Here is a 25568-nt window from a genome sequence, read left to right as displayed (position 1 = left end):
AGCGGGAACACCGGGCGAAAACGGACCGTCAAATGCCCGGAATCGGCCATCTTCCCGCCGGCCACCCCTGCCGACCGGCTCCTCCGGCGGCCGTGCCGGCCGGGAGCAGAGTACGGAGGAGCGCCGTCGCGGTGAACCGGGAGCGTCCGTGCCACCGTCCCTGACCCCCCGGGGCCCCGGGTGGGAAGCTCCGCCGCGCGGATGTCAGTGCCCACCGGTAGGTTCTGCGGTGGTCCCGAGAAGACCAGGTCGGCCCCGGCAGGGCACTGCCGGGGCCTGCTGGTCTTCGGGGCTTCCGCACCGAAGCGGTCCACGTCCGACGGCGGGGCCGCCCGCGAGGTCAGAACTGGGTGCTGACCGTGACGCCGCTGAAGTCGGTGACGGCGTACAGGCTGAGGTAGCGGTAGCCGGCGGTCGGGTTGGTGACGGTGAGGGACTGGGTGGTCCCGGTGCCGGTGGAGGAGGCGGTGAAGGCGCTGGGCGAGGCCCAGGTGCCCGGGTTGTAGTACAGGTGCGTGGTGCCGGTGCCGCCGGAGGTGGTGACCTTGAGCGTGGAGGTGCCGGCCGGCAGGTAGACGTACAGGTAGTCGGTGCTGCCGGCGGTCGCGGCGCGGCCGGTGCGCGAGCAGTTCCGGCCCATCGCGTCGGCGCGCTGCTCGGTGCAGTTCGGCAGGGTGACCGGGGCGGCGGTCACGGTGACCGAGGCCGGGGTGGTGGCGGCTTTGCCGGTGGTGTCGGTCGCGGTCAGGGCGACCGTGTAGGTGCCGGCGGTCGCGTAGGTGTGGCTCGGGTTGCGCTCGTCCGAGGAGGTGCCGTCGCCGAAGGTCCAGTGCCACGCGGTGATCCGCCCCGGGCCGGTCTGGACGGACCGCTCGGTCGCGCTGACGGTCGCGCCGTTCACCGACGTGTCGAACAGCGCGGTCGGGCCCGCCGCGTAGCAGGCCCCGGCGGCGCAGGCGGTGAGCCAGGCGTCGAAGTCGGCGTCGTAGGAGGTGCCGAGACCGTTGTAGACCGCGTAGCCGCCGGTGTAGTCGCCGACCCGGAAGCGGGCCAGCATGGCCTGGACGTCGGCGGGGTGCTTCTCCAGCATGTACCGGACCGCCAGGTAGCCCCAGGCGTAGACGCGGGTCGAGTCCGAGTTGCCGTAGGTGTTCTGGAAGACCGTGCTGAGCTTGTAGGTGTGCGCGGCGGCCTGGGCCATCGCGTCGGTGTCGGTGGTGGCGCGGTAGCTGTAGGACATGTACTCGGCGAGGCCCTCGACCCACCAGATGTCCGGGACGGACGTCTGGGTGGCGAAGCTGCCCTTCATGTCGTAGATGCCGTCGAGGTAGTGGGTGTACTCGTGGTTGAGGTTCCACACCCGGGCGGGGTCGCCGTTGTTCCACGCCTTCTGGTACATGACGTTCGCGGCCCGGTTGTTCGGGTCGGTCGGGTCCATGACCGTCTGGCCGCCGTTGTCGGTCGAGTTGCCGAAGATCGCCCACGAGTAGGTGGTGTAGTCGGTCTTGTTGGCGAAGACCCCGAGGGTGACGGTCTTGTCGTACTGGTTCGGGATCGGACCGTTGTCCTTGACCACGTTGTGGAAGAACGCGTCCTCGTTGCGCAGGCTGGCGCAGACGGTGGCCAGCTCGGCGGCCGACAGCGCCTGGGTCTGGATGGTGCGGTTGTCGCAGACCAGTTGGTGCGGCAGGACCACCGCGGTGAGCTTGGCGGGCAGGTCGCAGATGCCGTAGTACGAGCACTGGCCGTTGTCGTAGACGGTGGCCTGGAAGGCCGTGTGGACGTACAGCGGCGCGTCGGCCGTGAGGAGCGGCGCGGCGTCCAGCACCCGCTTGACCAGCGGCTTGGCCACCGCCTCGACGGTGGCGCTCGTCCCGGCCATCCGGGCCAGGTCGTTGCCCGCGTTGGTGTCGAGGACGGCGTTGGGGCCGCTGAGCAGGTCCTTGTGGTTGACCGCGAAGTTCGCGAGGGAGGTGACGAGGCGCGGGTCGGCGCCGAGCGCGCTGACGAAGGCCGGGTTCGTGTTGCCCCGCCAGAGCGGGAACCGCAGCACGGAGTTGACCGCCCCGACCATCTTCGGCACCGCGTTGTAGGAGTTGTCGAAGTCGTCCAGCACCCGCTGGTAGACGCTCAGGTAGGCGCCCTGGACGTTGGCGCTGTCGGTGAGCGTCAGCACCTCCCTGAGCACCTCGCCGTTGTTCTCGGTGACGTCGTGCCAGCGGGCACCGGCGAAGAAGGCGTCCAGGCCGGCCTTGACGCCGCTGGTGAGCGTGGCGTCGTACGGGCCGGTCGCGTCGGGGTAGTACGACTGGATGTAGTAGCCCACCCGCAGGAAGAGCACCAGTTGCAGGATGCCGGTCGAGTTGTCGCCGGTGTAGCCGGCCGCCAGGTCCTTGAACGCGGTGGCGACGGGCAGCATCCGGGCCTGCTTGAAGATGCCCGGGTCGGCGCTGCCGTTGCTGAACAGCGAGGAGACGCAGTCCGTGGTCGAGCTCTTGAGGAACGCGACCAGGTCGGCACCGGAGCGGGCGGCGAAGTCGGCCGGGGTGCAGCTCTGTTCGGCGGCGCCCGCGAGCGCGGCCGAACGGGAGCGCGCCGCCACGGAATCGGGGCGGGCCGGGGCCGGCTCGCCCATGAGGGTCTCGCTGAGCAGCGCCGGGGATATCGGGACGGCGGGGGCGGCGAGGTCCTCGGACCGGGCCGTCGTCGCGCCGGGGCCCGAGGGGCCGGCCGGCTTCGAGGCGGCCGCGGCGGCCGGGGTAGCCGTCGGGGCCGGGCTGGCCGTCGCGATTCGGATCGGTCCGTCGGCGGCGGGTGCCGCGAAGGCCTGGGCCGGGAGCACGGCGGTGGCCGTGGCGCAGCAGGCGATGACGCCGGCCGCGAGGGTGGAGAGCCGTGTGCGCAGTTGCACGCTGAGTCCTTCTTCGAGTGGGGGCAGCCTGACGTGAGGTCGGGCTGAACGAAGGAAATCGACACGGATCCTGCCACCGAATGGGCATCAGAACAATGTCACAGGTCATATTGCGCGAAGGATTCCAGCCAATACCGGGGGCGGCCACCTCTCCCCGCCGCCGACGGGGCCCACGACGGGGAGAGGTGGCTGTCGGTCACCGGGACCGGGAGGATGGGAGGTTCGTGTCCGTCCGGCTGCCGCACGGGCGGGTGCCGACGGCGAAAGGCCGGTGCCCGGGTGCGCCGTAGCGCACCCGGGCACCGGCCTCGGGGGGGGTCAGGCCTGCGGCTTCGCCGCGTCCCGGAGTGCGAAGTACTCCGTGACGCCGGCGACGAAGCGGCACGCGCCGGTCTCCCGGTCCACGATCACCGGGAGGTTCCCGCCGACCCGCAGTCGCCCGCGCGCGTCGGGGACCGTCGGCAGGTAGCCGAAGACGTAGGCGCCCTCGACCGCGACCGTCTCGTCGATCCGCAGCCGGTACGCGCGCTCGTCCCAGCCGCGGACCCGCTCGCGGCAGTACGCGTCCGCCGCCAGCCGGGCCGACTCCTGGTCCATGCTCACCATCCGCTTCCTCTCCTGGCTCACCACCATGTGATCATCATTTCGAGATTCTCCCACTGCGAGGTCACGGCGTGCGTCTCGCTCTGGTAGTCGAGGAACTTGATCACACCGGCGTCGTTCACCACGTTGAAGTAGTGGCCGACGTCGACGCCGTCGGTCCAGCCGAACACGATGCCCCGGGTGCCGTAGCCGAGCACGGTCAGCTGGTGGCTGATGTCGTCGACCCCCTCGGTCATGTGGAACAGGGAGTCGTACTTGTACTCCAGTTCCTCCGGGGCGAGGATGCCGCTGTCCCAGGCCGTGGCACCGTCGTGGGTGCCCGCGAGACGGCTGTCGCCGGCCTGGGCGCAGGCGCCGCAGTTGTCGGTGTAGCCGCCGGGGTTCGCCCCCGCCAGGGTGTCCTCCGCCTTGCCGGGCTTCGGCCCCTTGGTACCGGTGCCGCCGCCCCCGCTGTCGGGCGAGCCGCCGCCGCTGGGACGCCCGGCGTCCTTGCCGGCCGCCGGCGTCTCGGAGGCCGGAGCGCCCGGGTCGTCGCCGCCCTTGCCGGTGCCGGACTTCGGGCTGCTCGGCTTCTCCGTCTTCGGCGTGGTCGGAGCCGGGTCCGCCTTGGTGGTGGTGGGCAGGTCGCCGGAGAGCAGCTTCTTGACCGCGCTGACGACGTCCTCTCCCTCGGACACCGCCGTCTTGATCGCCTTGACGGCCTTGACGCCGCCGCTGATCGCCTTGACCGCGCCGTAGCCGTCGATCGCGAACGAGCCGACCACACCGGTGACCTGGCCCGCGAAGTACGAGGTGGAGCTGGTGTCCACCTCGAACAGGTCCGCCAGCGGCGTGTCGTCGACGTACCCGGTGTGGCCGAGCCTGAACGGGGACTCGTTGGAGTACCCGAACATGTCGTTGAACACCTGGTTGTCGCCGTTGGCGATGTCGGCGAAGGAGTTCCAGCAGTCGGAGAGGGTGTTGACGCTCCACTGGTACGGGTCGCCGACGATCGAGTCGCCGACGCCGGTGAAGAAGCTCCCGACGTCGCCCCAGCTCCACCAGAGGCCGTTGGGGTCGCTGCCGGAGGTGGGGTTGCCGGCCGCGTACCCGTAGCCGCCCATCTGGTTGGGATCGCCCGACTCGAAGACCGGGTCGACGGTGAGGAACCGTCCGATCATCGGGTCGTAGACGCGCACCCCGAGCAGGTCCAGCCCGCTGGTGGCATCCGTGGGCTTGCCGAGGTAGCCCCGGTTGTCGGCCCAGGCCGCGGGCGCGGCGCCGCGCGCGTTCCCGTACGGGTCGTACGCCCGCCGGACGACGGCCAGGCTCGCGCCGTCGACCTGGAGCTGGGCGGTGCCGTGCGGGGTGGTCGGCTGGTAGCTGACGGTGCCGGCCGAGGAGCGGACGATCACCGTGCCGTCCGGGCTGTGGTAGTACCGCAGGCCGGTGACGGTCTTCTTGACGGTGTCGAGCCTGAGCTGCTCCGCGCCGCCGAACAGGTAGAGGAGGTTGGTCCCCGGGTTGCGCTGGATCAGCAGGCTGCCGTCGGCGTCGTAGAGGTAGCCCGCCTCCGTGCCGTTGGTGGTGACCGCCTTGGTGCGGCCCTCCTCGTTGTACTCGAAGGCCTGGCTGGTGCCGGGCCCGGTCCGGGTCTTGGTGTTGCCGGCGCTGTCGTAGTCGGGCACGACGGTGGTGCTGCCGGACGGCCCGGTGGTGGTGACGGCACTGGCCGCGTTGGGCTTCTTCGCGGGAGCAACGCCGGCGCCCGGGTAGGTGATGGTCTGGGTGACGTCCTTGGTGGCCGCCCCCTTCACATCGTGGGCGACCTGCTGGGTCCGGTCACCGAGCTGGTTGAACTGCCAGTCCAGCCAGTACGGGGACGGCCCGCCGATGGTGCCCGGCGACGGTGCCGCCGTGGCGCACTTGGTGAGCTGCCCGGCCGTGACCGCGCCCAGGCCCTTGGTGTCCGTCCAGGCGGTGGTCAGGCGGTTCTGCGCGTCGTAGCCGAAGCACTGGGTGTCGGTGACCCGGTCGGTGCCGCCGCTGGACTGGACGTCGGAGACCGCGGTGACGCTGCCCGCCGCGTTGTACCCGTAGGTGGTCGCCGAGATCGGGTTGGCCGTGTTGCTCTGCAGCGTGACCCGGTTGGTGGCCAGCCGGCCGGTGGCCTGGTCCCAGGTCTGCGCGGTCCGCAGCTGCTTGCTCGGTGTCCCGAGGGTGGTCTGCAGGACCTGGCCCTGCGGGCTGTAGGCCACGGTGGCGATGTACGGCCGGCTGGGCGTGCCCATCGCGACCAGCTTGCCCTGGAGGTTGTAGCCGTAGCCGACCGTCTCCGCGGGAAGGCCCGCCTCGGTGCCGAAGGTGGTCGACGCCAGCAGGCTGACCGTCTCGGTGTAGGAGGCCGTCGTGCTGTAGCTCCCGGCGAGGTTGCCCTCGACCGCGGGGATCACCGTGGTGGTGCCGGTCGGCTGGCCGACCGCGTTGTAGCCGTTGACCTTCTTGACGTAGGCGCTGCCGCTCTTGCCGCCCACGTAGCGGGTGGACGAGACCGGCATGCCCTTGCCGAGCGAGTCGTACGTCCACTCGGCGAGCGCCTTCGCCGGGTCGCCCGGCGTGTCACCGGTGTACTCCGCCGTCTTGCGGCCGAGTTCGTCGTAGCTGTACGACAGCACCTGGCCGCGGCCGTCCTTGACGGTCAGCACCCGGCCGAGCGGGTCGTAGGTGCTGCTGGAGCTGCCGCTGTCGGGGTCGGTCTGGGCCACCACCCGGCCCTGCACGTCGTAGGTGTAGGACCAGGTGTTGCCCACCGTGTCCTTGACCGTCTCGACCTGGCCGCGGGGGGTGTAGCCGAAGGTGGTGGTGATGTCCGCGGCCGCGGTGCCCGCCGTACCGGCCGACCAGAGCTGGGTGTTGGCGCCGTCGTACATGACGGCCCGGCCGTCGCCCTGCACCTTGAGGTAGCCGCCGGTGTGCCCGCCGCTCGCGCTGGTCCAGAGCGTGGTCTTCCCGGTGGTGTCCAGCACCACGAGGCTGCCGTCGGCGAGGACGCTCGCGTACGCGCCGGGGTGGCCGGCGGTCCCGGAGGACCACAGGGACTTCCCGTCGACCAGCGCGGTCAGCACCAGGTTGCCGTCGGCCTGCATGGCCAGGCGGACGCTGCGGGAGACCACCGAGGTCCCGGAGGCGATCACGCTGCCGCCGGTGAGCTTGCGGTCCGGCGTGGTGTCGCGCACCACGGTCGAGCTCCGCCGGCCGAGCGCGTCGGTGTACGCCGTGGTCGCCTTGCCGCCGGGCGGCGGCGTGACGTCCACCCGGTCCACGCCCCGGTAGGTCGTGGCGGTCTGCCAGAGCGTGCTCGCGAAGGACACCTGCTGGACCGTGACCGGCCGGCCCTGGCCGTCGTACGACGTCCGGGTCACCGCCGGGCCGGTCTTGTTGGTCTCCGCCCACATCGAGGTGCCCGGCGCGTTGGCCGCGTCGTAGTAGCTCGCGATGGCGGAGACGGTCCACCCGTGGGAGTCGTAGAAGGTCGAGGAGACCAGCCGGCCCACCGAGTTGTCCGCGGTGGTCGTCTGGGTCTGCCGCGCCTGCAGCGTCCCGTCGTAGAAGGTGACCTCGGTGCTGTAGGTGCCGTCCTCGCGCAGCGTCCTGGAGGTGACGGTGGACGGGTCCGGGCTGTCCCCGGCGCCGTGGACCGCGTACGCGAAGGTCCGGTCGGGCGACTGGGTCGCCTTGTTCCGGCCCGGCATCCACACCTTCACCCGGCGCCCGAGGGCGTCGTAGGCGGAGTCGGTGACCCGGCCGTTGACGTCGGCCGCGTGGGTGATCGAGCCGCGGCCCGGCGAGACGGTGCTGGTCGCCTTCCACTTCAGCGGGTTCTCGGTCGACACCGCGGTCGGCAGCAGCCCGGTGGCCGGCGTGTACGTGGTCGTGGTGGTCCGGCCGGCCGCGTCGGTGCTGTCGCTGACGCGCCCGTAGCGGTCGTACGCCATCGCGCCGAGCACCTGGAACTGCGGGTTGCCGGCCTTGTCGTAGCCGGTGACCGACTCGGTGGCGGTCACCAGGCCGAGCGAACCGGAGCGCTGGCCGAGCCGGCCCAGCGTGCCGGGGTTCGTGACCGTCCCGTCGCCGTCGTAGTAGACCCGCTTGTGGCTGAGCGTGGTGCCCTTCCCCGGCTTCGTGTCGCACGAGCCGGCGAGGCTGAGCGTCTCCTTCGGGTAGACCAGCATCATCGGGTTGGCCGACGGCGCGTCGGCGTAGGTCGTGACCGTACAGGTCCGCTGGGAGGGCACGGACAGGTCGCCCTGCTCGTCGGCCTTCCAGATCCGGCCGAGGTCGTCGAAGGTGGTGCCGCTCCGGGAGGTCCGCCAGGTGCGGTCGTCACTGAGCAGGCCGAGCGAACGGCTGCCGCTGGAGCGCACCCGGCGCGACGTCAGGTCGGGCAGCGTCGAGAGCTTGTCCGGCTTCGGGTCCTCCGAGGTCCACGCGGTGCGCCCGGCGGTCGCCACGACCACCGAGTCCGGCACGTCGGTCAGCGTCTTGGTGACGACGGTGCCGCCGGCCTTGGTGAAGCCCTGGCTCTCGAACGGGGTGCCGGCCAGCCAGGCGCTGTCGGTGATCTCCTCGCCGAGCGAGTTCGTCACCTTCGCGCTGCGCCGGGTGCCGTCCTTGCGGTAGTCGCCGTCCATGCCCTGGAGGTAGGAGACGGTGCTCTGGGTGGTCGGGTCCGGGGCGGCGCCCGTGGTGGTGGTGACGGTCCGGTAGCCGCGGAACTCGTTCCACGTCCGGTGCTTGTCGTCGGTCAGCTCGGAGTCGTCGCGGTGCCAGGCGGCACCGCCCGAGTAGCTGTAGTCGGTCACCTTGGCGGGCGAGCCGGCCTTGGTCCGGTCGCTGGAGGTGACCTTGGAGACCAGGGTCTTGTGGAACCAGTCCTCGATCGGCTCCACACCGCCCGGGGTGTTCCAGAACACCGGGTAGCAGGCCATGGTGTTGGAGTCGGCCGAGGCCGGCATGGTGTTCTTCTCGCGCGAGCACTCCGGCGCCCGGTAGGTGACCGCCACGGACTCGCCGGTCTCGGTCTGCACGCTGGAGATCCGCGGGTGGAACAGCGGCGGGGCGGCCGGGGTGAGGCCGTCGACCCGGTTGTCCGTCTCGATGCCGACGAACGTGACCGGGTCGAGGGAGATCGGGTCGTCGCCCCCGGCGGAGGTGTCCTTGCCCGTGTGGACGATCTCCGAGAGCCACATCACCGACTGCAGCGAGCCGCTGGACTTCGGGTCCTGGGTCTTGCCGGTGACCGGGTCGTAGGTGCCGCCGGCGTCCGAGAAGACCTGCTTCAGCTCGTAGCTGTCGACGTCCTGCCAGCCCGAGGAGGTCCGGACCTTGGTGTCGATGCCCTTCAGCCGGTACGTCTGCCAGAAGGTGGGACCGCTCTGCAGGCAGACGCCGTCGGTGTCGCCCTCCTCCCCGATCTTGGTCTTCCAGTCGGAGGGGCAGTTCAGGTCGTACGGGGTGTCCGGCCAGTTGGCGGCGGTGTCCGAGGAGAGGTTGCCGTCCTTGCAGACGCTGTCCGAGGTGGTGCAGCGCTGCGCCGTGCGGAAGACCACCTTGGCGGCCGGCTCACGGCCCGCCCGGGCGTCCGCCAGCTGGTAGCCGTAGGAGATCTGGGTGAGGTGGCCGCCCCGGGTGTACTGGGTGAGGGTGCCGCCCTTGTCGTCCTTGTCCTCGTCCGGGATCTGGCCGAAGCCCATGTTGTAGTAGTTCGACTCGGTCGACCAGTCGTAGCGCTGCACGTTGCCGTGCGGGTCGACCACGAAGTCCAGGTTGAACCGGTAGCCGACCGGCTTGTCGCACTGCGAGTCGTCGCCCTTGTCCGAACTGTGGCAGGGATCGTCCGACTTGGGGTGGTAGACCGGGATGCCCCAGGCGCTGCCGGTGGCGTCGTCCGTGCTGCCGCCGGGAGCGTGGTTGAGACCGAGGTAGTAGGCGGTGCCGTCGGTCGTGGTGACCTTGAAGTACTCGCCCTGCCAGAGGCCGTTGGTGGCTCCGGTCAGCCGCTCGATCCTGGTGCCGTCGTCGGTCTGGAGGTGGTACGTCCCGTCCGAGTCCCGCAGCAGCTGGCCGTTGTGGGTGCCGAGCGAGATCGTGGCGTTCCAGCCGGCCCAGCAGGAGTCGCCCGAGTCCTCGATCCCCTGGTCCTTGCAGGTCTTGTACGAGCGCTCGATGAAGCCGGGGCTGTAGGACCAGCCGTCACCGACCCAGGACGACTGCGAGTTGCGCGCGGAGGTCTCGCCGTCCACCGACTGCGAGTCGTAGGCGAGTCCGACGGTCGGCGCCGCGCCACCCAGGGACGGGGGCGCGGTGATCGGGTACCGGTACGTGAACGCGCCCGAGGCGGACGCGGACCAGGCACCCGAGGCGGACAGCGACGTCGCGCCGTAGTCGCCCTGGGACCCGCCGCTGCTCGCCACGGCGGCCACCGCGACCCCGCCGGACCGGGCGGCCGCCAGCGCCGCCGGGGCGGCGAAGGCGCTGCCCGGCTTCGCCGCCCCGGCGGCGCCACCGGCCGCCGCGAGCACGACCGTACCGCTCAGCTTCCGGCCGACCGGGTCGTTGACCGCCTCGATCGGCGTGCGGGTGCGGCAGGCGGCGAGCTGCGGCGTGGTGAGCGCGCACGCGGGCATCGCCACCAGCTGCAGCCGGGAGGCCCAACCACCGCCGTACGCCTGCTCGATGCCGCCGTAGTCGAGGGAGACCGCGACGCTGCCGCTCTCCGCGCGGGCGTCGGCCCGGTCCAGGCCGACCAGCAGGCCGTCCACGCCGGCCCGCTTGGCCCGGCCCCGGTCGGCGAGGTCCACCCGGACCGAGGAGACGGCGCTGAGCGGGGCGACCGACGGCGCCAGGGACTTGGCCCGGGCACCGAGCGCCACGGGGGCGGCGGGCGAGACCGAGACCGGCAGGCTGCCGGCCTTCGCCTTCCCGGCGGGCGCCGCCAGGCTGCGCACCTCGGGGGTGTTCCCCAGGTCGACGGTGGCGGTCGCGGCCGCCGGCCACTGCACGGGCTTCACCACGTGCGGGACCAACTCACGTGCACCGGGCGGGATCGCGGGGGCCGGGACGACCGCCCCCCGGCCGCTCACCGGGCTGCCCGGGACCTTCGCCTGGTCGGGGAGCGGGTCCGCGCCCCAGAGCTTGTCGGTGTACTGATAGCCGCCGACGACGTCGGCGACGGCGAGCGGGGTCGCCAACGAGAAGACGGCGGCCGTCGCTATCGCGACGGTCGCCCGTTCCATCCAGGCCCGTTTCCGGGCACCTCGAATTCCGCGCGGTCCTGCGCGCATGCGTATTCCCCCTGAAGGCACATCAGAGAGCTGGTGAACTGACGAATCACCAGCTGACGGCACGTTCGGCCGACCGGAACCGTATTGCCATGGCAGGGTCAGAGCAATACCCTTCCCCAGCAGTCACTCTGTCCCCTTCCGTCACACAGACCCCAAAGAGTCTTCACAGGCGGCGCCAGGGGTGAGTAAAGACCGCAATTCCGACACGTGGCGGGGGGCCACGGGGGTCCGTTCTGTGATGAGGAACACAACGGCGCCCGGGTTCGTCCGCCTCCGGTCCCTGAAAGGGCGATCCATGGGGGAGCACCTCCGCGTCCGGAGAAATCCGGCGCGCACACTGACACGCCGTCTGGCGCTGTCGGCGGCCGTCACCGGCCTGCTGCTCGGCAGTGCCGGACCGGCGCTCGCGGACGATCCGGCCGCCGGATCCGCGAGCACGACGACGGGCCCGGCCGCCGACTCGCCGCTGGCGGCCGCCAAGGCCGAGGCCGCGCGCACCGGCCGGCCGGTGACCGTCGACAGCCTCACCACCGAGACGTCGCGGACCGTCGCCAACGCCGACGGCACCTTCACCGCCACCACCCACCTGCAGCCCGCCCGGGTGCGCGAGGACGGCCACTGGAGGGACGTCGACGCCACGCTGACCAGGAACGGCGACGGCACCCTCTCCCCCGCGGCCACCCCCTCCGGGCTGGCCCTCTCCGGCGGGGGCGACGGGCCACTGGCCACCCTCACCGACCCGGACGGGCGACGGCTCTCCTACACCCTCCCGTTCCCGCTCCCCGCTCCCGTGGTGAACGGCAGCACCGCGCGCTACGACGGCGTCCTGCCGGGCGTCGACCTCAAGGTCACCAGCACCGACCAGGGCGGTTTCCACGAGGTCCTGATCGTGCGCGACGCCGCCGCGGCCGCCAACCCCGCGCTCGCCTCGCTCAAGCTGACCACCACCGTCGGCGGAGGCCTGTCGCTGACGGCCGACCAGGACGGCCGGGTCGCGGTCACCGCGCCCGACGGCAGCGCGGTCTTCCGTTCGCCGACCCCGCTGATGTGGGACTCGGCGACGACCGCCCCGGCCGGGGCCGCCGCGGACCCGGCTCCGGCCGCGAAGGCGGCGCCGAAGACCGCACCGCAGGCCGCGCCGCGAGCCGCACCGCAGGCGGAGGCCCCCGCGGACGGCGCCCCCGCCACGGCGTCGACTCCCGAGGAACCGGGCAGCTCCGCCCAGGTCAAGCGGATCGCGGTGACCCACGCGGCCGACACCCTGACGCTGGTCCCCGACGCCGGCCTGCTCCGCGGCGCCGACACCGTCTGGCCGCTGTACATCGACCCGTACACCAGCCCGGTCACCAGCAAGAAGAGCCACTTCGTCACCGTCAAGGAGGGCTGCGCGAGCCAGAGCCCGTACGACGACGCGCAGGACAACGGCGAGGGCGTCGGCTACCAGCGCTGGCAGGACTGCTTCGGCCTGAACCGCGCCTACTACGAGCTGAACATCGCCGGCCTCGACAAGAAGATGGTGATCTCCAAGTCGGTGGTCCACCTGACCTCGACCTACGGCGCCTCCTTCGACTGCGACAACGAGACCGGTGTCCGGCTCGCGACGGTGACCCCGATCAGCGGCTCCACCAGCTGGAACAACCAGCCGGACATCACCGGCGACGGCTACATCGGCGGCACCCAGCAGGTCAAGAGCTCCAACATCAGCCAGAAGTGCGGCAACCACGACGTCAACTTCGACGTGACCGGCCAGATCAGGAAGCTCTCCGGGGTCAAGGACAGCTGGACCTTCGGGCTCTGGGGCAACGAGTCCAAGTCGACGAGCAACAACGACTTCGTCCGCTTCGCCAACAACCCCTACCTGACCACGGTGTTCGACATCGCCCCGGAGACGCCGGACAACCTGGGCACCACCCCGGCCACCCGCGCCCCCGCGAGCAACGGCTGCGCCGGCGCGGCCGACGGCTGGATCGGCCAGTCCGGCCTGGCCGGGGACGCCTCCGACATCACCCTCAACGCCCACCTCACCACCGACATGAGCGGGGTCAACCTGCGCGCCCGGTACGAGGTCTGGGACACCAAGACGGCGGCCGCCGACGGCGGCTCGACCGACAAGGGCGCCCCGGTCAGCAGCTGGGTCAGCAACGGCGGCACCACCCGGGTCAACATCGGCTTCAAGGTCGCGGACGGCCACCAGTACGGGTGGCACGTCAAGGCCGAGGACGGCACCCTGGCGAGCGGCTGGACCGCCAACTGCTACTTCAAGACCGACCTGAGCGCGCCGAGCATCCCGTCCTTCACCGACTCCCCGGTCTTCCCCCCGCTCGGCGGCGACAAGGCGCCCACCGGCCACGCCGGTGACACCGGAGTCAAGATCACGGTGACCTCCAACGACCCGACGCCCACCGGCTGCACCCGCGGCAGCTGCGTCAGCAGCGGCATCGACCGCTTCGAGTACTCGCTGGACGCCAACATCCCGGCCAACGGCGCGGCGGCGGTCAACGCCGTTCCCACCACCGGCGGCAACGCCACCGGCGACGTCCCGATCGTGCTGAGCGCCGCCCAGTGGGGCGCCCACACCCTGTTCGTCCGGGCCGTCGACAACGCCGGCAACACCCAGGGCACCGTCGGCCAGTACAGCTTCTTCGCGCCCTGGAACCCGGCCACCAAGGTGACCGCCGGCGATGCCGACGGCGACGCGGTGCCCGACCTGCTCGCCCCGACCACCGACGGTGACCTCGTCCTGGTCCGCGGCAACGCCGACCCGGCCGGACCGCCCGTCAGCGCCTCCGCCAAGGCCCAGAGCCCGGACGGCACGGGGTGGGACAACTACCTGGTCGCCCACCGGGGCACCGCCACCGGCACCAACGTCGACGACCTGTTCGCCTACTCCAAGGCGACCCACGAGCTGTACCTCTACCAGAACGACGCCGTGACCCCCGGCGGCGTCACCGGGCACTTCACGCTCACCCAGAACGTGATCCCGATCCGCAACTCCTCCTCCTGCCCGGCCAAGGGCTCGGACGGCACCTGGAAGAACGTCACCCAGCTGCTCGCCCCCGGCAAGCTCGCCCAGTTCGCCGACGCCCCCGACCTGGTCACCGTCGACAAGGGCGAACTCTGGTACTACCCGGGGACGTTCCAGGCCGGCTGCAACCTCGGGGCCGGCGTCCGGATCGGCACCGGCGACTGGTCCGGCACCACGCTGCTCGCCCCCGGCACCGTGGGCGGCGTGCCGACCCTGTGGGCCCGGGACAACGCCACCGGCGCGGTCAGCAGCTTCCCCCTGACCTTCGACGCCGGCCTGCCGACCACGAAGATCGCCGCGCCGACCCACGCCCCGCTGGTCTCCGGCGTGCTGGACACCGCCAACAAGAACCTCTGCCTGGACATCGCCGGCGGCAAGACCGTCAACGGCACCGCGGCCCAGATGTACACCTGCAACGGCACCGACGCGCAGCAGTTCGCGCTCGGCGCCGACGGCAGCATCCACGCGCTCGGCAAGTGCCTGGACGTGCAGAAGGGCGAGACCGCCAACAACACCCTCGTGCAGCTCTACCAGTGCAACAACACCGGCGCCCAGCAGTGGGCCCCCGGACCGTACCCGGGCACGCTGAAGAACCCGCAGTCCGGCCGCTGCCTGGCCGACCCGGCGAGCAACCGCAACCCGCGCACCCAGGTGATCATCTACGACTGCATGAACATCGCCGACCAGAAGTGGGCCGCCACCACCGGCAACGTGCTGCCCGCCGCGCAGAAGGTGCTGCCGCTCGGCGTCGGCGACCGGGACGCCCCGACCGTCGCCTCCCCGGGTGACGTGCAGGGCACCGGGTACCCGGCGCTCTACGCCGGCTCCCGTTCCGGCCGGCTGACCGAGTACCCCGGCGCGGCACCGGCCGGCGGCCTGGCCCAGTTCGGGAACCCGGTCGGCATCGGCAACGTCCGCCAGCCCTCGGCCTGGTGGAAGCTGGACGGCACCGCCGACAGCATCCGCCCGACCGGTGCGCTCACCCTCAACGGCGGCGCCGCCCTCGGCACCGACCCGGCCCGCGGCGGCGTCCTGAACCTGAACGGCTCCACCGCGTACGCGGCGGCCGCCGGTCCGGCGGTGGACACCAGCCGCAGCTACACGGTGTCGGCCTGGGTGCGGCTCACCGGCCTCACCGCCAACTCCACCTTCGTCTCGCAGTCCGGCACCAGCGCCAACGCCCTCCAGCTCTACTACTCCAGCGGCGCCCACGCGTTCGCCTTCGGCCACGCCCACGCCGACGACACCGCCGGCGCCTTCACCAGCGCCTACGGGCCCACCACCGGTGCCCTCGCCCCGAAGACCAACACCTGGTACCACCTGGTGGGCGTCTACGACGCGGACTCCGCCGACCTGCGCCTCTACGTCGACGGCTCGCTCGCGGGCACCGCCGAGTACGCGGGCACGGTCTGGAACGCGACCGGTCCGCTGCAGCTCGGCCGCCGCCTCTACATGGGCGCCTACGGCGAGTACGCCGCCGGCCAGATCGCCGACGTCCAGCTCTTCCCCGAGGCCCTCACCCCGATCGGCGTCTCCTCCCTCGACGGCAGGCGCCCCGTCCCCACCCAGCTGAGCTGAGGCATCCGCCCCTCCGACAGGCCGCGGCCCGTCCACCCCACCCGGGGTGGACGGGCCGCGGCCTTCCGGGCTGCCGGGGTGTCGGGGGCGTCGGGGGCGTCGGGTATCGGGGAGTGGACCACCGGCGCCGACACCCGACCGCGGCCGGTCAGCTCGCGCCGGCCGCCGCTCGCAGCGCCGCCAGGACGCGGTCGGTGTCGGTCGCGGTGGTGCGCCAGTTACTGAAGGCGGCGCGGACCGCGGGCACCCCGTCGTACACCGTCGGTGTCAGGAACGCCTCCCCGGAGGCCGCGACGCGGCGCAGCAGGGCGTCGACGTCCTGCTGCGCGGGCCGCCCGGCGAGGGTGAAGCAGACCACGTTGAGGCGCACCGGCGCGAGCAGCCGGAAGGCCGGGTCCCCGGCGAGGGACGCGCCCAGCCGGGCCGCCTCGGCGCAGTTGCGCTCCACGATCTCCCGGTGGCCCGCCCGGCCGTAGGCGGTGAGCGCGAACCAGGCCGGCAGGGCCCGCAGCCGCCTGGAGTTCTCCGGGGCCAGGTGCACCGGGTCCGGGTCGCCGGTCGGGGCGCCGAGGTACGGCGAGGCGTTGTGGAAGGCGGCCACCTGGAGGTCCCGGCGGCGGGTGAACTGCACGGCCGCGTCGTACGGGACGTTCAGCCACTTGTGCAGGTCGACGCAGACCGAGTCGGCCGCGTCCAGACCGTCGACCAGGTGCGCGTGGGCCGGCGAGAGCGCCGCGAAGGCGCCGAACGCGGCGTCGACGTGCAGCCAGAACGGGTACCGCTCGCGCAGCGCGGCGATCGCCCGCAGGTCGTCGAAGTCGACGGTGTTGACCGTGCCGGCGTTGGCGACCACCACGGCCGGACGCCCGTCCAGTGCCGCGAGTTCGTCGGCGAGCGCGGCCACGTCGACCGCCTCCCGCCCGTCCAGCGTCCGCACCTGCCGCAGGGCGCCCCGGCCGAGTCCGAGCACGGACAGCGCCTTCCCGATGCTCGAATGCGCGGCGCCGGACAGGACGTCGACCGGCCCGAGGGCGGCGAGGCCGTCCTGGGTGACGCTGACGCCGCGCCGCTCGCCCACCCACTCACGGGCGACGGCGAGGCCGACGAGGTTGGAGGTCGTCGCGCCGCTGACGAAGACGCCCGCGTGGGCCTCGCCGAGGCCGAAGAGGCCGCGGAGCCAGCCGATGGTCTCCTGTTCCAGGTCGGCCGCGGCCGAGCCGGTCCGGTTGCTGACGTTCTGGTCGAAGGCGGCCGTCAGCCAGTCTCCGGCGAGCGCGGCCGGGGTCGCCCCGCCCGTGACGAAGCCGAGGTAACGGGGGCCGGCGCTGCCGCTGAACCCTGGCTCCCAGCGTTGGGCGAACAGCTTCAGCGCGCCGTCGGTGCCGCTCCCCTCGTCGGGCAGCGGCTCCACGGGCCCGGGCGCGCCGGGCGTCACCACCGGCCGGTCCGCGAGGCCCGCGAGCACGTGCGCGGCGCGATCGCCGACCGCGTCGAGGAGTTCGGGCAGTCGGGCGAGGTCTTCACCGAGGCGAGGATGCATGCGGACAGCCTAGGCTCGGGCCCGGCCGGGGCCAACGGCCCCCGGGGCGGGACGCGGCCCGCGGCCCGCGGGACGGCCGCGAGCTTCTGCCGGTGCCGCCGGCGACGCCCGACTCCCCCGCCACGGCGCGTACTTCAGGGGCGCCGACACCTGCGGCTCTACCCGCCGGTGAGCGGAGGCGTCCAGCGCCCCGGGGCCCTGCCCTCAGGGCTCACCGGCCGGGCCGACACGTCCAGCGGCGTCGCACCGGGTGGGGCGGGCGCCCGCCGCGACGCGGCGACGGGCAGACGGTTTCCGAACTCGACCGCGGTACAGGGGTTTGCCGCACGCGATCGGGGTCAGAAGTGCCGCGGGGCGTCGCGCCTTCCGATCGGGGCCATCCCCCCCGGACCGGTCGGGACCGCGCGCGACGCCCGTGCGGTTCCCAGGGTCCGCCGCCACTCCCCCTCCCGGCGGCGGACCTGGGCCCGCTCCCCACCTCCGTCGTACGCCGGGTGTGACCCTTCGGGTCCGCGGCCGCCGACACCCCCGTGCCCCGTCGTACAGCTGAACCCACCTCAGCGGCCCACCACGGCCGGGGCGGCGCCGTGAGGGCCTCGGCGGGAGCGACCGGTTTCACCCATTCTCTACAGTCCTGTAGATTTTGGCTGGCAGCGGGCCGAACCGGCCCGGCCGAGGCGCGACCTGGTGGCGACACCGACGCGCCCGTGCCGACGCAGTGCCGATCGAGTGCTCCGGGGGAAGCGACCGTGGATCCACCGCTCAGACTCCGCCCGGAGGGCCGGGTCGGTGGCGGGCACGTCCTGGCCCGGGGTGCCGGTCGGCGCACGCGGATCGGCAGCCGGGAGCACCGCGGCCGTGACGGAGCGCGAACTCTGCGGCCGGCGTCGGCAGCGCGGGTGGGCGCCGCCGCCGGGGTGGCGGAGGCTCCCTGACGACGTGCCACCGCGCGCTGTCCGGACGCCCGCCTCTGACGGAGCGTGCCCAGGCCGAGAGCCGCGCCCGCAGGACACCATGGAAAACAGCAGGAGGAACAGTGAAGTCGCGCATCATCGCGAGAGTCGTCCCCGCCCTCGTTCTGGCCGGCCTGATGCTGGGCTCGCCGGGCGTCGCCGCGGCCGCGCCGGCCGCGGTCCACGCGGCCGGGTCCGTCGCCCGGCCCGCGGAGCCCGGCATCGACCGGGCGGGGGCCGGAGCGGCGCCCGCCGTCGCGCAGCCGGTCGAGAACCGCTCGGCCCGGGCCGCCGCGCTCGCGGCCGACGACAAGAAGGAGAAGAAGAAGGGCGGCTTCTTCAAGAAGCTCGGCATTGCCGTCCTCGTCGTCATCCTGTTGATCGTGCTGTTCGCCGTCGGGCTCGTCATCGCGATCGTCTTCGCGATCCGCGCCGTCTTCCGCCGCCGCCGGGAGGCGTGAGCACCGGCCCGGGCCAGGACGAGTGCGCCGGGCCACCGCCTGCGGGCGGTGGCCCTCCCCCAATTGGTGCGCGCAGACGTCTTGGCAGAAGGAGGGGGCCTTCCCTACCGTCGAGTAACGCAATCGACCGACGCCCACCCCCCACTCTGCGCGTCTGCGCGAAGGAGCGGCGATGTCCCCGCACGCGTTATCGTCCGACGCCCGCCCGTCCCGCCGGTCCCGGCCCGTCAGGGCCGCTGTGGGCGCCCTCGCGGCCGCCCTCGTCCTGCCCCTCGCCGCCGTCGCCCCGGCCGCCGCGACAGCCGGGCCGGCCCCCGGGCAGGTGCGCGCCCTGCGCGAGGTGATGTTCGTCGGCAACAACTGGGACGGCACCGCGGACGTCATCCGCTCCACCGGTGACCTGGCCAGGATCGGCCGTGTCAACGTCGTCCCCGACAAGGACCAGCGGCTCACCGAGATCTACCTCAACCCCGTCAAACTCGCCTACTTCCTGGGCATCCGGCTGGGCCCGGGCGAGGGCCACGACCAGTTCGTCGACGACATGTACTCCACCCCGGACGGGTCCGCGGTGGTCGTCTCGCGCCCGAGCTTCGCCGACGTCGTCTCCATCGACCTCGCCACCGGGCGGATCAACTGGCGCTTTCCCGTGTCGGGTTACCGCTCGGACCACATGGCGCTCTCCCCGGACGGCACCCGCGTGGCGGTCTCCGCCTCCACCTCCAACACGGTCCATGTGCTGGACGTCCGCACCGGCGCGCAACTCGGCTCGTTCGCGACCGGGGACAAGCCCCACGAGAACCTCTTCACCGACGGCGGACGGCGGATCTGGAACATGTCGATCGGCGAGGTCAACACCGCCCTCGACGCGCCGTGGCTGGACTGGACGAAGGGCGACCGCCGGATCACCGTGGTCGACGCCGACACGTTCGCGCCGGTCAGGGTCATCGACATGCGGGAGCGGCTGGACGCCGCCGGCCGCTCGGACCTCTCCGACGCGATCCGCCCGGCCGCGTTCACCCCGGACGGGTCGACGCTCTACTTCCAGGTGTCCTTCTTCAACGGCCTGGTCGAGTACGACGTCGCCGCCGACCGGATCACCCGGGTCAAGACCCTGCCGAAGAACCCCGCGACCAGCGAGGACCGCACCACCTGGGTCAACGATTCGCGCCACCACGGCCTGTCGATGAGCCCGGCCGGTGACAAGCTCTGTGTCGCCGGCACCATGGACGACTACGCGACCGTGGTCGACCGGGCCACGCTCCAGGAGGGCCCGCTGGTGCCCGCCTCGAAACCGTACTGGGCCACCGTGAACGGCGACGGCACGGCCTGCGTGATCTCCGAGAGCGGCGCCGACCAGGTCACCGCGATCGACTTCGCGACCGGACGGAAGACCGTCTCCGTACCGGTCGGCGACCACCCGCAGCGCGTGCGCCTCGGCCACGTGCCGGCCGACTGGACCGGCCCCTCGGGGACGTGACCCGGGCCGGCCTGGGCGTCCGGCCGCCCGGACGTCCGGTCGGCCCCGCCGCCCGGTCGCCGCACCGACACTGCCGGGACGGACGCGGTGGAGCGGCTACCGGGCCAGCGCCCGGTCCGACGGGGTGCCGGTGTCCGCTCCCGGACCGGGGCGGCGCCGGACCAGCCGCAGCGCCACCGCGACGGCGCCCAGCAGGACGCAGGTGCCCAGGGCGGCGTGCAGGAGCAGCGCGTCGAGCCGGTCCGCCGCCAGGTAGGCGCCGACGGCGAGCGCCACCAGGGCGCACACCCCGCGGTCGATGATCGACTCCAGGGACAGCAGGGTCGCCCGGTAGGGGGTCGGCGGGATGGCCGCGTTGATCAGGTAGCGCTGGACCGGGTAGGCGAGGCCGGTGGCGGCGGCGAACACGCACAGCCACGCGATGGTCGCCGCCGCACCGGACAGGGCGGTGGCGGCCAGCGATCCGGCCATCACGAGGCTCAGCACGGTCACGGCCGCGGTGTCCGAGAGCCTGGCCCGGATCCAGCCGGGCCGGGAGGAGCCCAGCGCCTCGGCCACCGTCATCGCGGAGAGCACCGCGCCGTGGTCGGCGACCGGGACGGCCCTGGCCAGCAGCAGCGGCTGGAACAGGTTGACCTGGCAGATCCGGGCCAGGGTGAAGATCGCCACGCCCTGGACCATCAGCGGTCCCAGGGCCCGGGAGGTCCGCAGCACCTTCCACGCCTGACGCACGGAGTCCAGGAACCCGCCGCCGGCCACGGCCGCGGCCGGCGCGCCGTTCCGGGCGCCCGCCCCGGCCGGCGGAGGCACCGAGGGCGCCGAGGGCAGCGCCGGCAACGCGGCGGCGCAGGCCAGGGAGCCGAGGGTGCAGGCGGCGGTCAGCAGGTAGGGCGCCTGGTGGACCGTGCTCATCAGCACGCCCACCAGCGGCCAGCAGGCGATCTTCGCCCACAGGCCGAGGGCCCGCGCGGTGCCCTCCGCCTGCACGTAGCGCTCTCCGGCGCCCTCGGCGTGCAGGTACTCGTAGAGGTAGGCGCTGGAGGCACCGGAGACCAGGGAGCGGGCGGCGGCGATCGCCAGGAAGTGCAGCAGGAAGCCGGTCGCGGAGGGCAGCGCCACCGGCACCAGGTTGGCGGCCGTCATCACCGCGGCCCCGAGCCGCAGGCAGGTCCGCTGCCCGATCCGGTCGGCGATGAAGCCGGTGGGGACCTCCAGCAGGCAGAAGGCGACGTAGTAGACGCTCTGGATGCCGAAGATCTGGCTGTCCGACAGGCCGGCCTGCCGCTGGTACTCGTAGAAGACCGGCATCCACCACAGCAGGTTGAACAGCAGTTGGAAGCCGTTGTTCAGGCGGATCACCCGGCGGACCCCGGGCGGGGCGGCGGGACCGCGCTTGGCTCGGCCGAGCAGGGACACGAGCGTGCCTTCCTTCACGTCGGGGGGGTGGTTCCGCAGCGCGCTCAGCCGTTGTAGGGGCGCAGTTGCAGCAGGTGGACCCGGCCGCCGGGGGCCAGCAGCCACTCCACGTCGAGGGGTGCGGCGAAGGTGTAGTCCGCGGCGAAGTGGGACTGGAGCAGGCGTCCGGCCAGGGCGAGCCGGCCGAGGTGTGCCCGGGTCTCGGCGTCGAGGTCCTCGGCGGCGGCGCCGAGCGAGAGCGTCCGGCCGCCGCCCTCCACGGTGTTGTAGAGGTACTGCAGCGGCAGCGCGGTGCCGTCGACCACCGCCGAGGTCGAGCCGGGCGCGCAGTTGAGGTAGACGTTGCGGAAGTCCGCCCGGTTGGTGGGGTTGCAGGTGACCATCACCCCACCGAGCGGGGACGGCTCGTAGCGCTGGACGATCACCCCCATGAATGTGTCGTCCAGGGAGATGCCGGCCTCGTGGCGCAGCCGGACGCTGCGCGGCGACAGCAGTGAGGCCCACACCTGACGGATCGCGTCGAGCAGGCCCGGCAGGTCGGTGACCTTGGTGTGCGACTCGTAGATGCCCGCGGCGGAGAAGCCCGGCAGGTCCTCGGCGTTGGAGGAGGAGCGCACCGCCAGCCGCCCGGCGCCGGCGAGGTGGCGCACCGCGTGCGCGTCCAGCGCCCGCACCAGGTCGTCGGGGACGGGGGTGGCCACGATGAGGTGCTGGAGCTGGACGCAGACCGAGTCGACCGCGTCCATCGCGCCGAGTTCGAGCGCCATCTTCAGCTTGCCGATGCTCTGCTGCACGGCCCGGGAGGAGTCCAGGAAGCGCTGCTGGACGGCGAACGGCACCGCGATCCCCTCGGGCGCGCTGACGTGCCGGGACAGGAAGTCCGCCGCCGCCTGGACGAGGTCGGCGTCCGCGGCCACCCCCAGCCGGCCGGCCAGGTGGCCCAGCAGGTCGGGTCGCGGCGCGCGGGGCACCGAGTAGTAGCCGGTCAGCCGGGCCGATCCGTGGCGCAGCACGTGGTGGAGTTCGCCCAGGTTGGCCGCCTTGGTGCCGTAGCCGCGGCGGTCCCCGGCGCGCAGCCGGGAGAGCGGCACGATCGGCACGTCCTCCACCCGGGGGGCGTCGATCCGGATGCGCTGGGTGTGCCAGACCGGCTGGGTGAGGTCGGCCGGCTCCTCGGCCCGCTCGATGGTGACGCCGTCGGCGCCGACCTCGTAGCGGACCCAGCCGCCGTCCAGGTCGTCGGCGGCGATCCGGTCGAGGGCGCCGCGCACGATGGCGTTGGGTATCCCCCAGCCGGCGGCCAGCATGTTGGTGTGCGACAGCGGGGTGGTGGGCAGGGCGTTGACCAGGCCGGCCAGCCGGGGGATGTCGTCGGGGACGACCGGCATGGCCACGATGTCGTACCAGGTGAGGTCCGCCCGGGCGGCGCGGTACGCGTCCGCGTCGGCGAAGGCGCGCAGCCGGCCGGTGGCCGAGCCCAGGGTGAGCGGGACGAAGGGCCGCGCGGCGAGCAGCGCGTCCGAGCCGGTCCGGGGCAGGACGCTCTCGGGCACGGCCGCCAGGGCGTTCTCCTGCGCGTGGTTGGCCGGCTTCACCAGCAGGGCGAGGGACTGGTCGAGGTGCTCGCGGACGAAGCGGTGGAACTCGGTGAGCAGGTCGGCGCCCATGGTGTCGGCCTCGGTGGTCTCCAGGACCATGAACGGCTCGGTCGACTGGTTGGGTCGGTCGGCCTGGCTGGGCCGGTTCGCCTGGTCGCCGGCGTGCAGGGAGAGCACGCCGAGCAGGAAGCGCCGGTCCGGGTCCTGGTAGACGCTCCGGTTGAAGCCGTCGAGGTCGGCGTCGAGCTCTTCCAGGGTCAGGCCCTCGATCGTGGTGGCGATGTAGTCGACGTGGAACGGGTGCACGGCGCTGTCGAGGATGTGCCACAGCGCCTTGTGCCGGTCGACGACGACCTTGACGTAGGGATGGCCGCCGAGCGTGCCGCAGAGCCGTTCGAAGAGCGGCATGGTGAGACGCGCGCCGATCACCGCACCGGTCTCGGTGCCGGTGTCCGGGTCGCTCTCCGTGTCGCTCTCCGTGCCGAGCATCGCGTCGGTCCCCGTGCCGAGCGGCGCGCCGTCCGGCGCCGCGTTCGTGGCCTCGACCGTCGCCTCGTTCGGCGCCTCGTCCGTCGGCGGCCCGGCGGCGCCCGCCGACGCGCCGGGGTGGGCGGTCACCGGCCCGCTCCGGTCGTCAGGCGGGCGGTCAGGGCCTTGGGCAGCGCCTCGATGATCCGGGTGCAGTCCGCCACCAGGACGTCCGCCGACCTGGCGGTCAGGAAGCACAGGGCAGCCATGGTGTTGGCGCCCTCGGCCCGCTCGTACGCGGGCATCGGGGTGCCGGCGGGCAGGCTGCGTTCCCGGACCGGTTCGATCGTGGAGCCGGGGCTGAGCAGGTCCGTCCAGTCCACGGCGTCGAAGTCCCAGCGCGGCTGCTCGCTCCAGGGCTCGCCCGCGCGGTCGGCGGCGAGGATCACCAGGGAGCCGGCGGCCCCGGCGGCCCCGCTGCCCCCGGCGCCGGTGAGCATGGCGGGCGGGTAGGCGACGGGCCGCCCGAGCAGTTGGCGCGTCAGCATGCCGATCATGTCGAGTCCGAAGACGGCCTCCACCTGCCGGGTCGTCATCACGCCCCCGAACCGGGCGGCGGTCTCGATGAGCCACATGTCCCGTCCACCGGGGGCGAGTTTGATCTCGGTGTGGGTGGCGCAGGTGTCCAGACCGAGCGCGTCCACGGCGGCCCGGGAGGCCGCCTCGATCCGGCGCTGGAGGGGCTCGGACAGGTCCGCCGGAGCGATGCTCGCGCGCTCGGTGAAGGGCGGGACGGTCGGCAGCCGGCCGGTGAGGCACAGCGGGTGGTAGACGCCGCCGGCGACGATGCCCTCCACGCTGACGTAGTCGCCCCAGCCCAGATCGGCGAACCAGCCCCGGGTGCCGCCGGTGACGATCTCCTCCAGCAGGAAGTCGCTCACCCCCTCGTCGGCGGCGTGCAGTTCGGCGTAGCCCTCCTCGGCGGAGGAGGCCATCACGGACCGGCCGAGCCGCCAGGCGCGGCCCGCCTCCCGGGCGTCGCGCACGGTGAGGTGGGCGGTCGATCCGGCGCTCCACGCGGCCTTCAGCAGCAGCGGCGGAGTCAGCCGTCGGAACGCCTCGTCGATGTCGGCGGCGCCGTGGATCTCGGCGAAGCCCGGGACGGGTACGCCGGCGTCCCGCCAGATCCGCCGCATCAGGCGCTTGTCGCGGGCCGCCTCGACGTGCTCCCCCGGGCCGGCCAGCCCGAGCCGGCGGCAGGCGAGGGCCACGGCCACCACCGCGTACTCGGAGAACGTCAGCACGGCCTGCGCCGCGACGCGTTCGGCGTGGTCGGCGATCAGCTCGACCAGCGCCGTCCCGCCCGAGGGCGGCGCCTCGGTGACCGACGCGCAGGCCGGCCGCCAGGTGTCCACCGTGACCTGCGGCAGTGGCGCGAGCGCCAGCAGATGGACCTCGCCGTGCGCCGCCATGCGCGGCACCGCGTACTCCAGGGGCGGACCGCCCCTCGCATGCACGAACAGGATGCTGCTCATCTCGCTCCTCGGGGTTGGGCGGACAGGGACGTTGCCTGTCGTGTCGGGTGCCCGGTGGCCGGCCCGTCCTCGGGCACCCGGACCACGGCGGGGGCGCGGCGCCCCGGTGCGGCGTGCACCGCACCGGAGGACGGATGCCCGGTTGTACCGTTGCCAACAGCAGCGGCTGACCGGCCGTCATGTGCCTTCGGCCTGACGTCGGCAGTGCCTCACCGACTCGGGCCGGGCCTGTCTCTATCCTCAGCAGCCATGCTTGTCATGCACCAATCGGACTGGACCCCGACCGAGACTTTCCGCCACCCGGCACAGGCCACCGGCACCGGGCCCGGTCGGCAGCCCGACCCCGCCCGGACACGCCCGCACGATCGGGGCCGCGCCCGCACCCGCCGGGCGCCGCACTCCGCTCCCCCGCGCCGACCACGACCGGCGGAGTCGCGAGCGGGCGGCACCGGAGAAGCGCCGGTACGCGGCGGCGGCGCCCGGAAAGGCCTCGGACCGCTGGGCCCGCCCCCGCATGCCGTGGGCACGGCGGAGCCAGGTGCCGGGTCGGCTCGACACCCGGCGCGGGATCCTCCACCGGCATCGTGCGGGGCCGTCGGACGCCGGTCCCCACCAGCCCGTGCCGCCCGCCTCGCCGCAGCCGACGATGGCCGGAATCGTCTCCCACCCGTGGCGGGTCGG

Annotated in this window: 10 protein-coding genes; 3 read left to right on the top strand and 7 right to left on the bottom strand. The window is 73.0% G+C overall.

Annotated features, from left to right (window positions below):
* Positions 1–340: 340 nt before the first annotated feature.
* The 3 genes from ACZ4UX_RS33985 to ACZ4UX_RS33975 form a co-directional block, all read right to left on the bottom strand.
* Complete coding sequence (locus tag ACZ4UX_RS33985; RefSeq protein ID WP_465709463.1) at positions 341–2911, bottom strand: collagenase; 2571 nt, start codon at positions 2909–2911, stop codon at positions 341–343.
* Positions 2912–3229: 318 nt separating this feature from the next.
* Positions 3230–3544, bottom strand: a complete 315-nt coding sequence (locus ACZ4UX_RS33980; protein ID WP_352292913.1) for a hypothetical protein — start codon at positions 3542–3544, stop codon at positions 3230–3232.
* Positions 3535–10788 (bottom strand): RHS repeat-associated core domain-containing protein, encoded by a 7254-nt coding sequence (locus tag ACZ4UX_RS33975; protein WP_465709462.1) that lies wholly within the window; start codon positions 10786–10788, stop codon positions 3535–3537. Before ACZ4UX_RS33975 ends, ACZ4UX_RS33980 begins: the two co-directional genes overlap by 10 nt.
* Before the next feature lie 343 nt (positions 10789–11131).
* On the opposite strand from ACZ4UX_RS33975, the gene ACZ4UX_RS33970 reads away from it, so the two are divergent.
* Entirely contained in the window at positions 11132–15439 is a 4308-nt protein-coding gene (locus ACZ4UX_RS33970) for a LamG-like jellyroll fold domain-containing protein (RefSeq protein ID WP_465709461.1), read from the top strand.
* Between the two features lie 148 nt (positions 15440–15587).
* On the opposite strand, the gene ACZ4UX_RS33965 is transcribed toward ACZ4UX_RS33970, so the two are convergent.
* Positions 15588–16979, bottom strand: a complete 1392-nt coding sequence (locus ACZ4UX_RS33965; protein ID WP_465709460.1) for a pyridoxal phosphate-dependent decarboxylase family protein — start codon at positions 16977–16979, stop codon at positions 15588–15590.
* A gap of 1036 nt (positions 16980–18015) precedes the next feature.
* On the opposite strand from ACZ4UX_RS33965, the gene ACZ4UX_RS33960 reads away from it, so the two are divergent.
* Positions 18016–18393 (top strand): hypothetical protein, encoded by a 378-nt coding sequence (locus ACZ4UX_RS33960; RefSeq protein WP_465709459.1) that lies wholly within the window; start codon positions 18016–18018, stop codon positions 18391–18393.
* Between the two features lie 238 nt (positions 18394–18631).
* The gene (locus tag ACZ4UX_RS33955; protein ID WP_465709458.1) at positions 18632–19870 is read left to right on the top strand and encodes a YncE family protein; all 1239 of its coding nucleotides are present in this window, start codon (positions 18632–18634) and stop codon (positions 19868–19870) included.
* Between the two features lie 96 nt (positions 19871–19966).
* Here ACZ4UX_RS33955 and ACZ4UX_RS33950 read toward each other — a convergent pair whose 3' ends face one another.
* From ACZ4UX_RS33950 to ACZ4UX_RS33940, 3 genes are read right to left on the bottom strand one after another with little or no spacing between them, the layout of a single operon-like run.
* The gene (locus ACZ4UX_RS33950; protein ID WP_465709457.1) at positions 19967–21286 is read right to left on the bottom strand and encodes an MFS transporter; all 1320 of its coding nucleotides are present in this window, start codon (positions 21284–21286) and stop codon (positions 19967–19969) included.
* A 44-nt stretch (positions 21287–21330) separates the two neighbouring features.
* On the bottom strand, positions 21331–23502 hold the full coding sequence (locus ACZ4UX_RS33945; protein WP_465709456.1) for a PEP/pyruvate-binding domain-containing protein: 2172 nt from the start codon (positions 23500–23502) through the stop codon (positions 21331–21333).
* A complete protein-coding gene (locus ACZ4UX_RS33940; protein ID WP_465709455.1) occupies positions 23499–24887 on the bottom strand; it encodes an ATP-grasp domain-containing protein in 1389 nt (462 codons plus the stop codon). The genes ACZ4UX_RS33945 and ACZ4UX_RS33940 overlap by 4 nt, the downstream gene beginning before the upstream one ends.
* Between the last annotated feature and the right edge of the window lie 681 nt (positions 24888–25568).

It is taken from the genome of Kitasatospora sp. NPDC028961, from assembly GCF_055564815.1.
The sequence above is the reverse complement of the archived record's forward strand: the minus strand, read 5'-3'. Positions and strand labels throughout refer to the sequence as shown.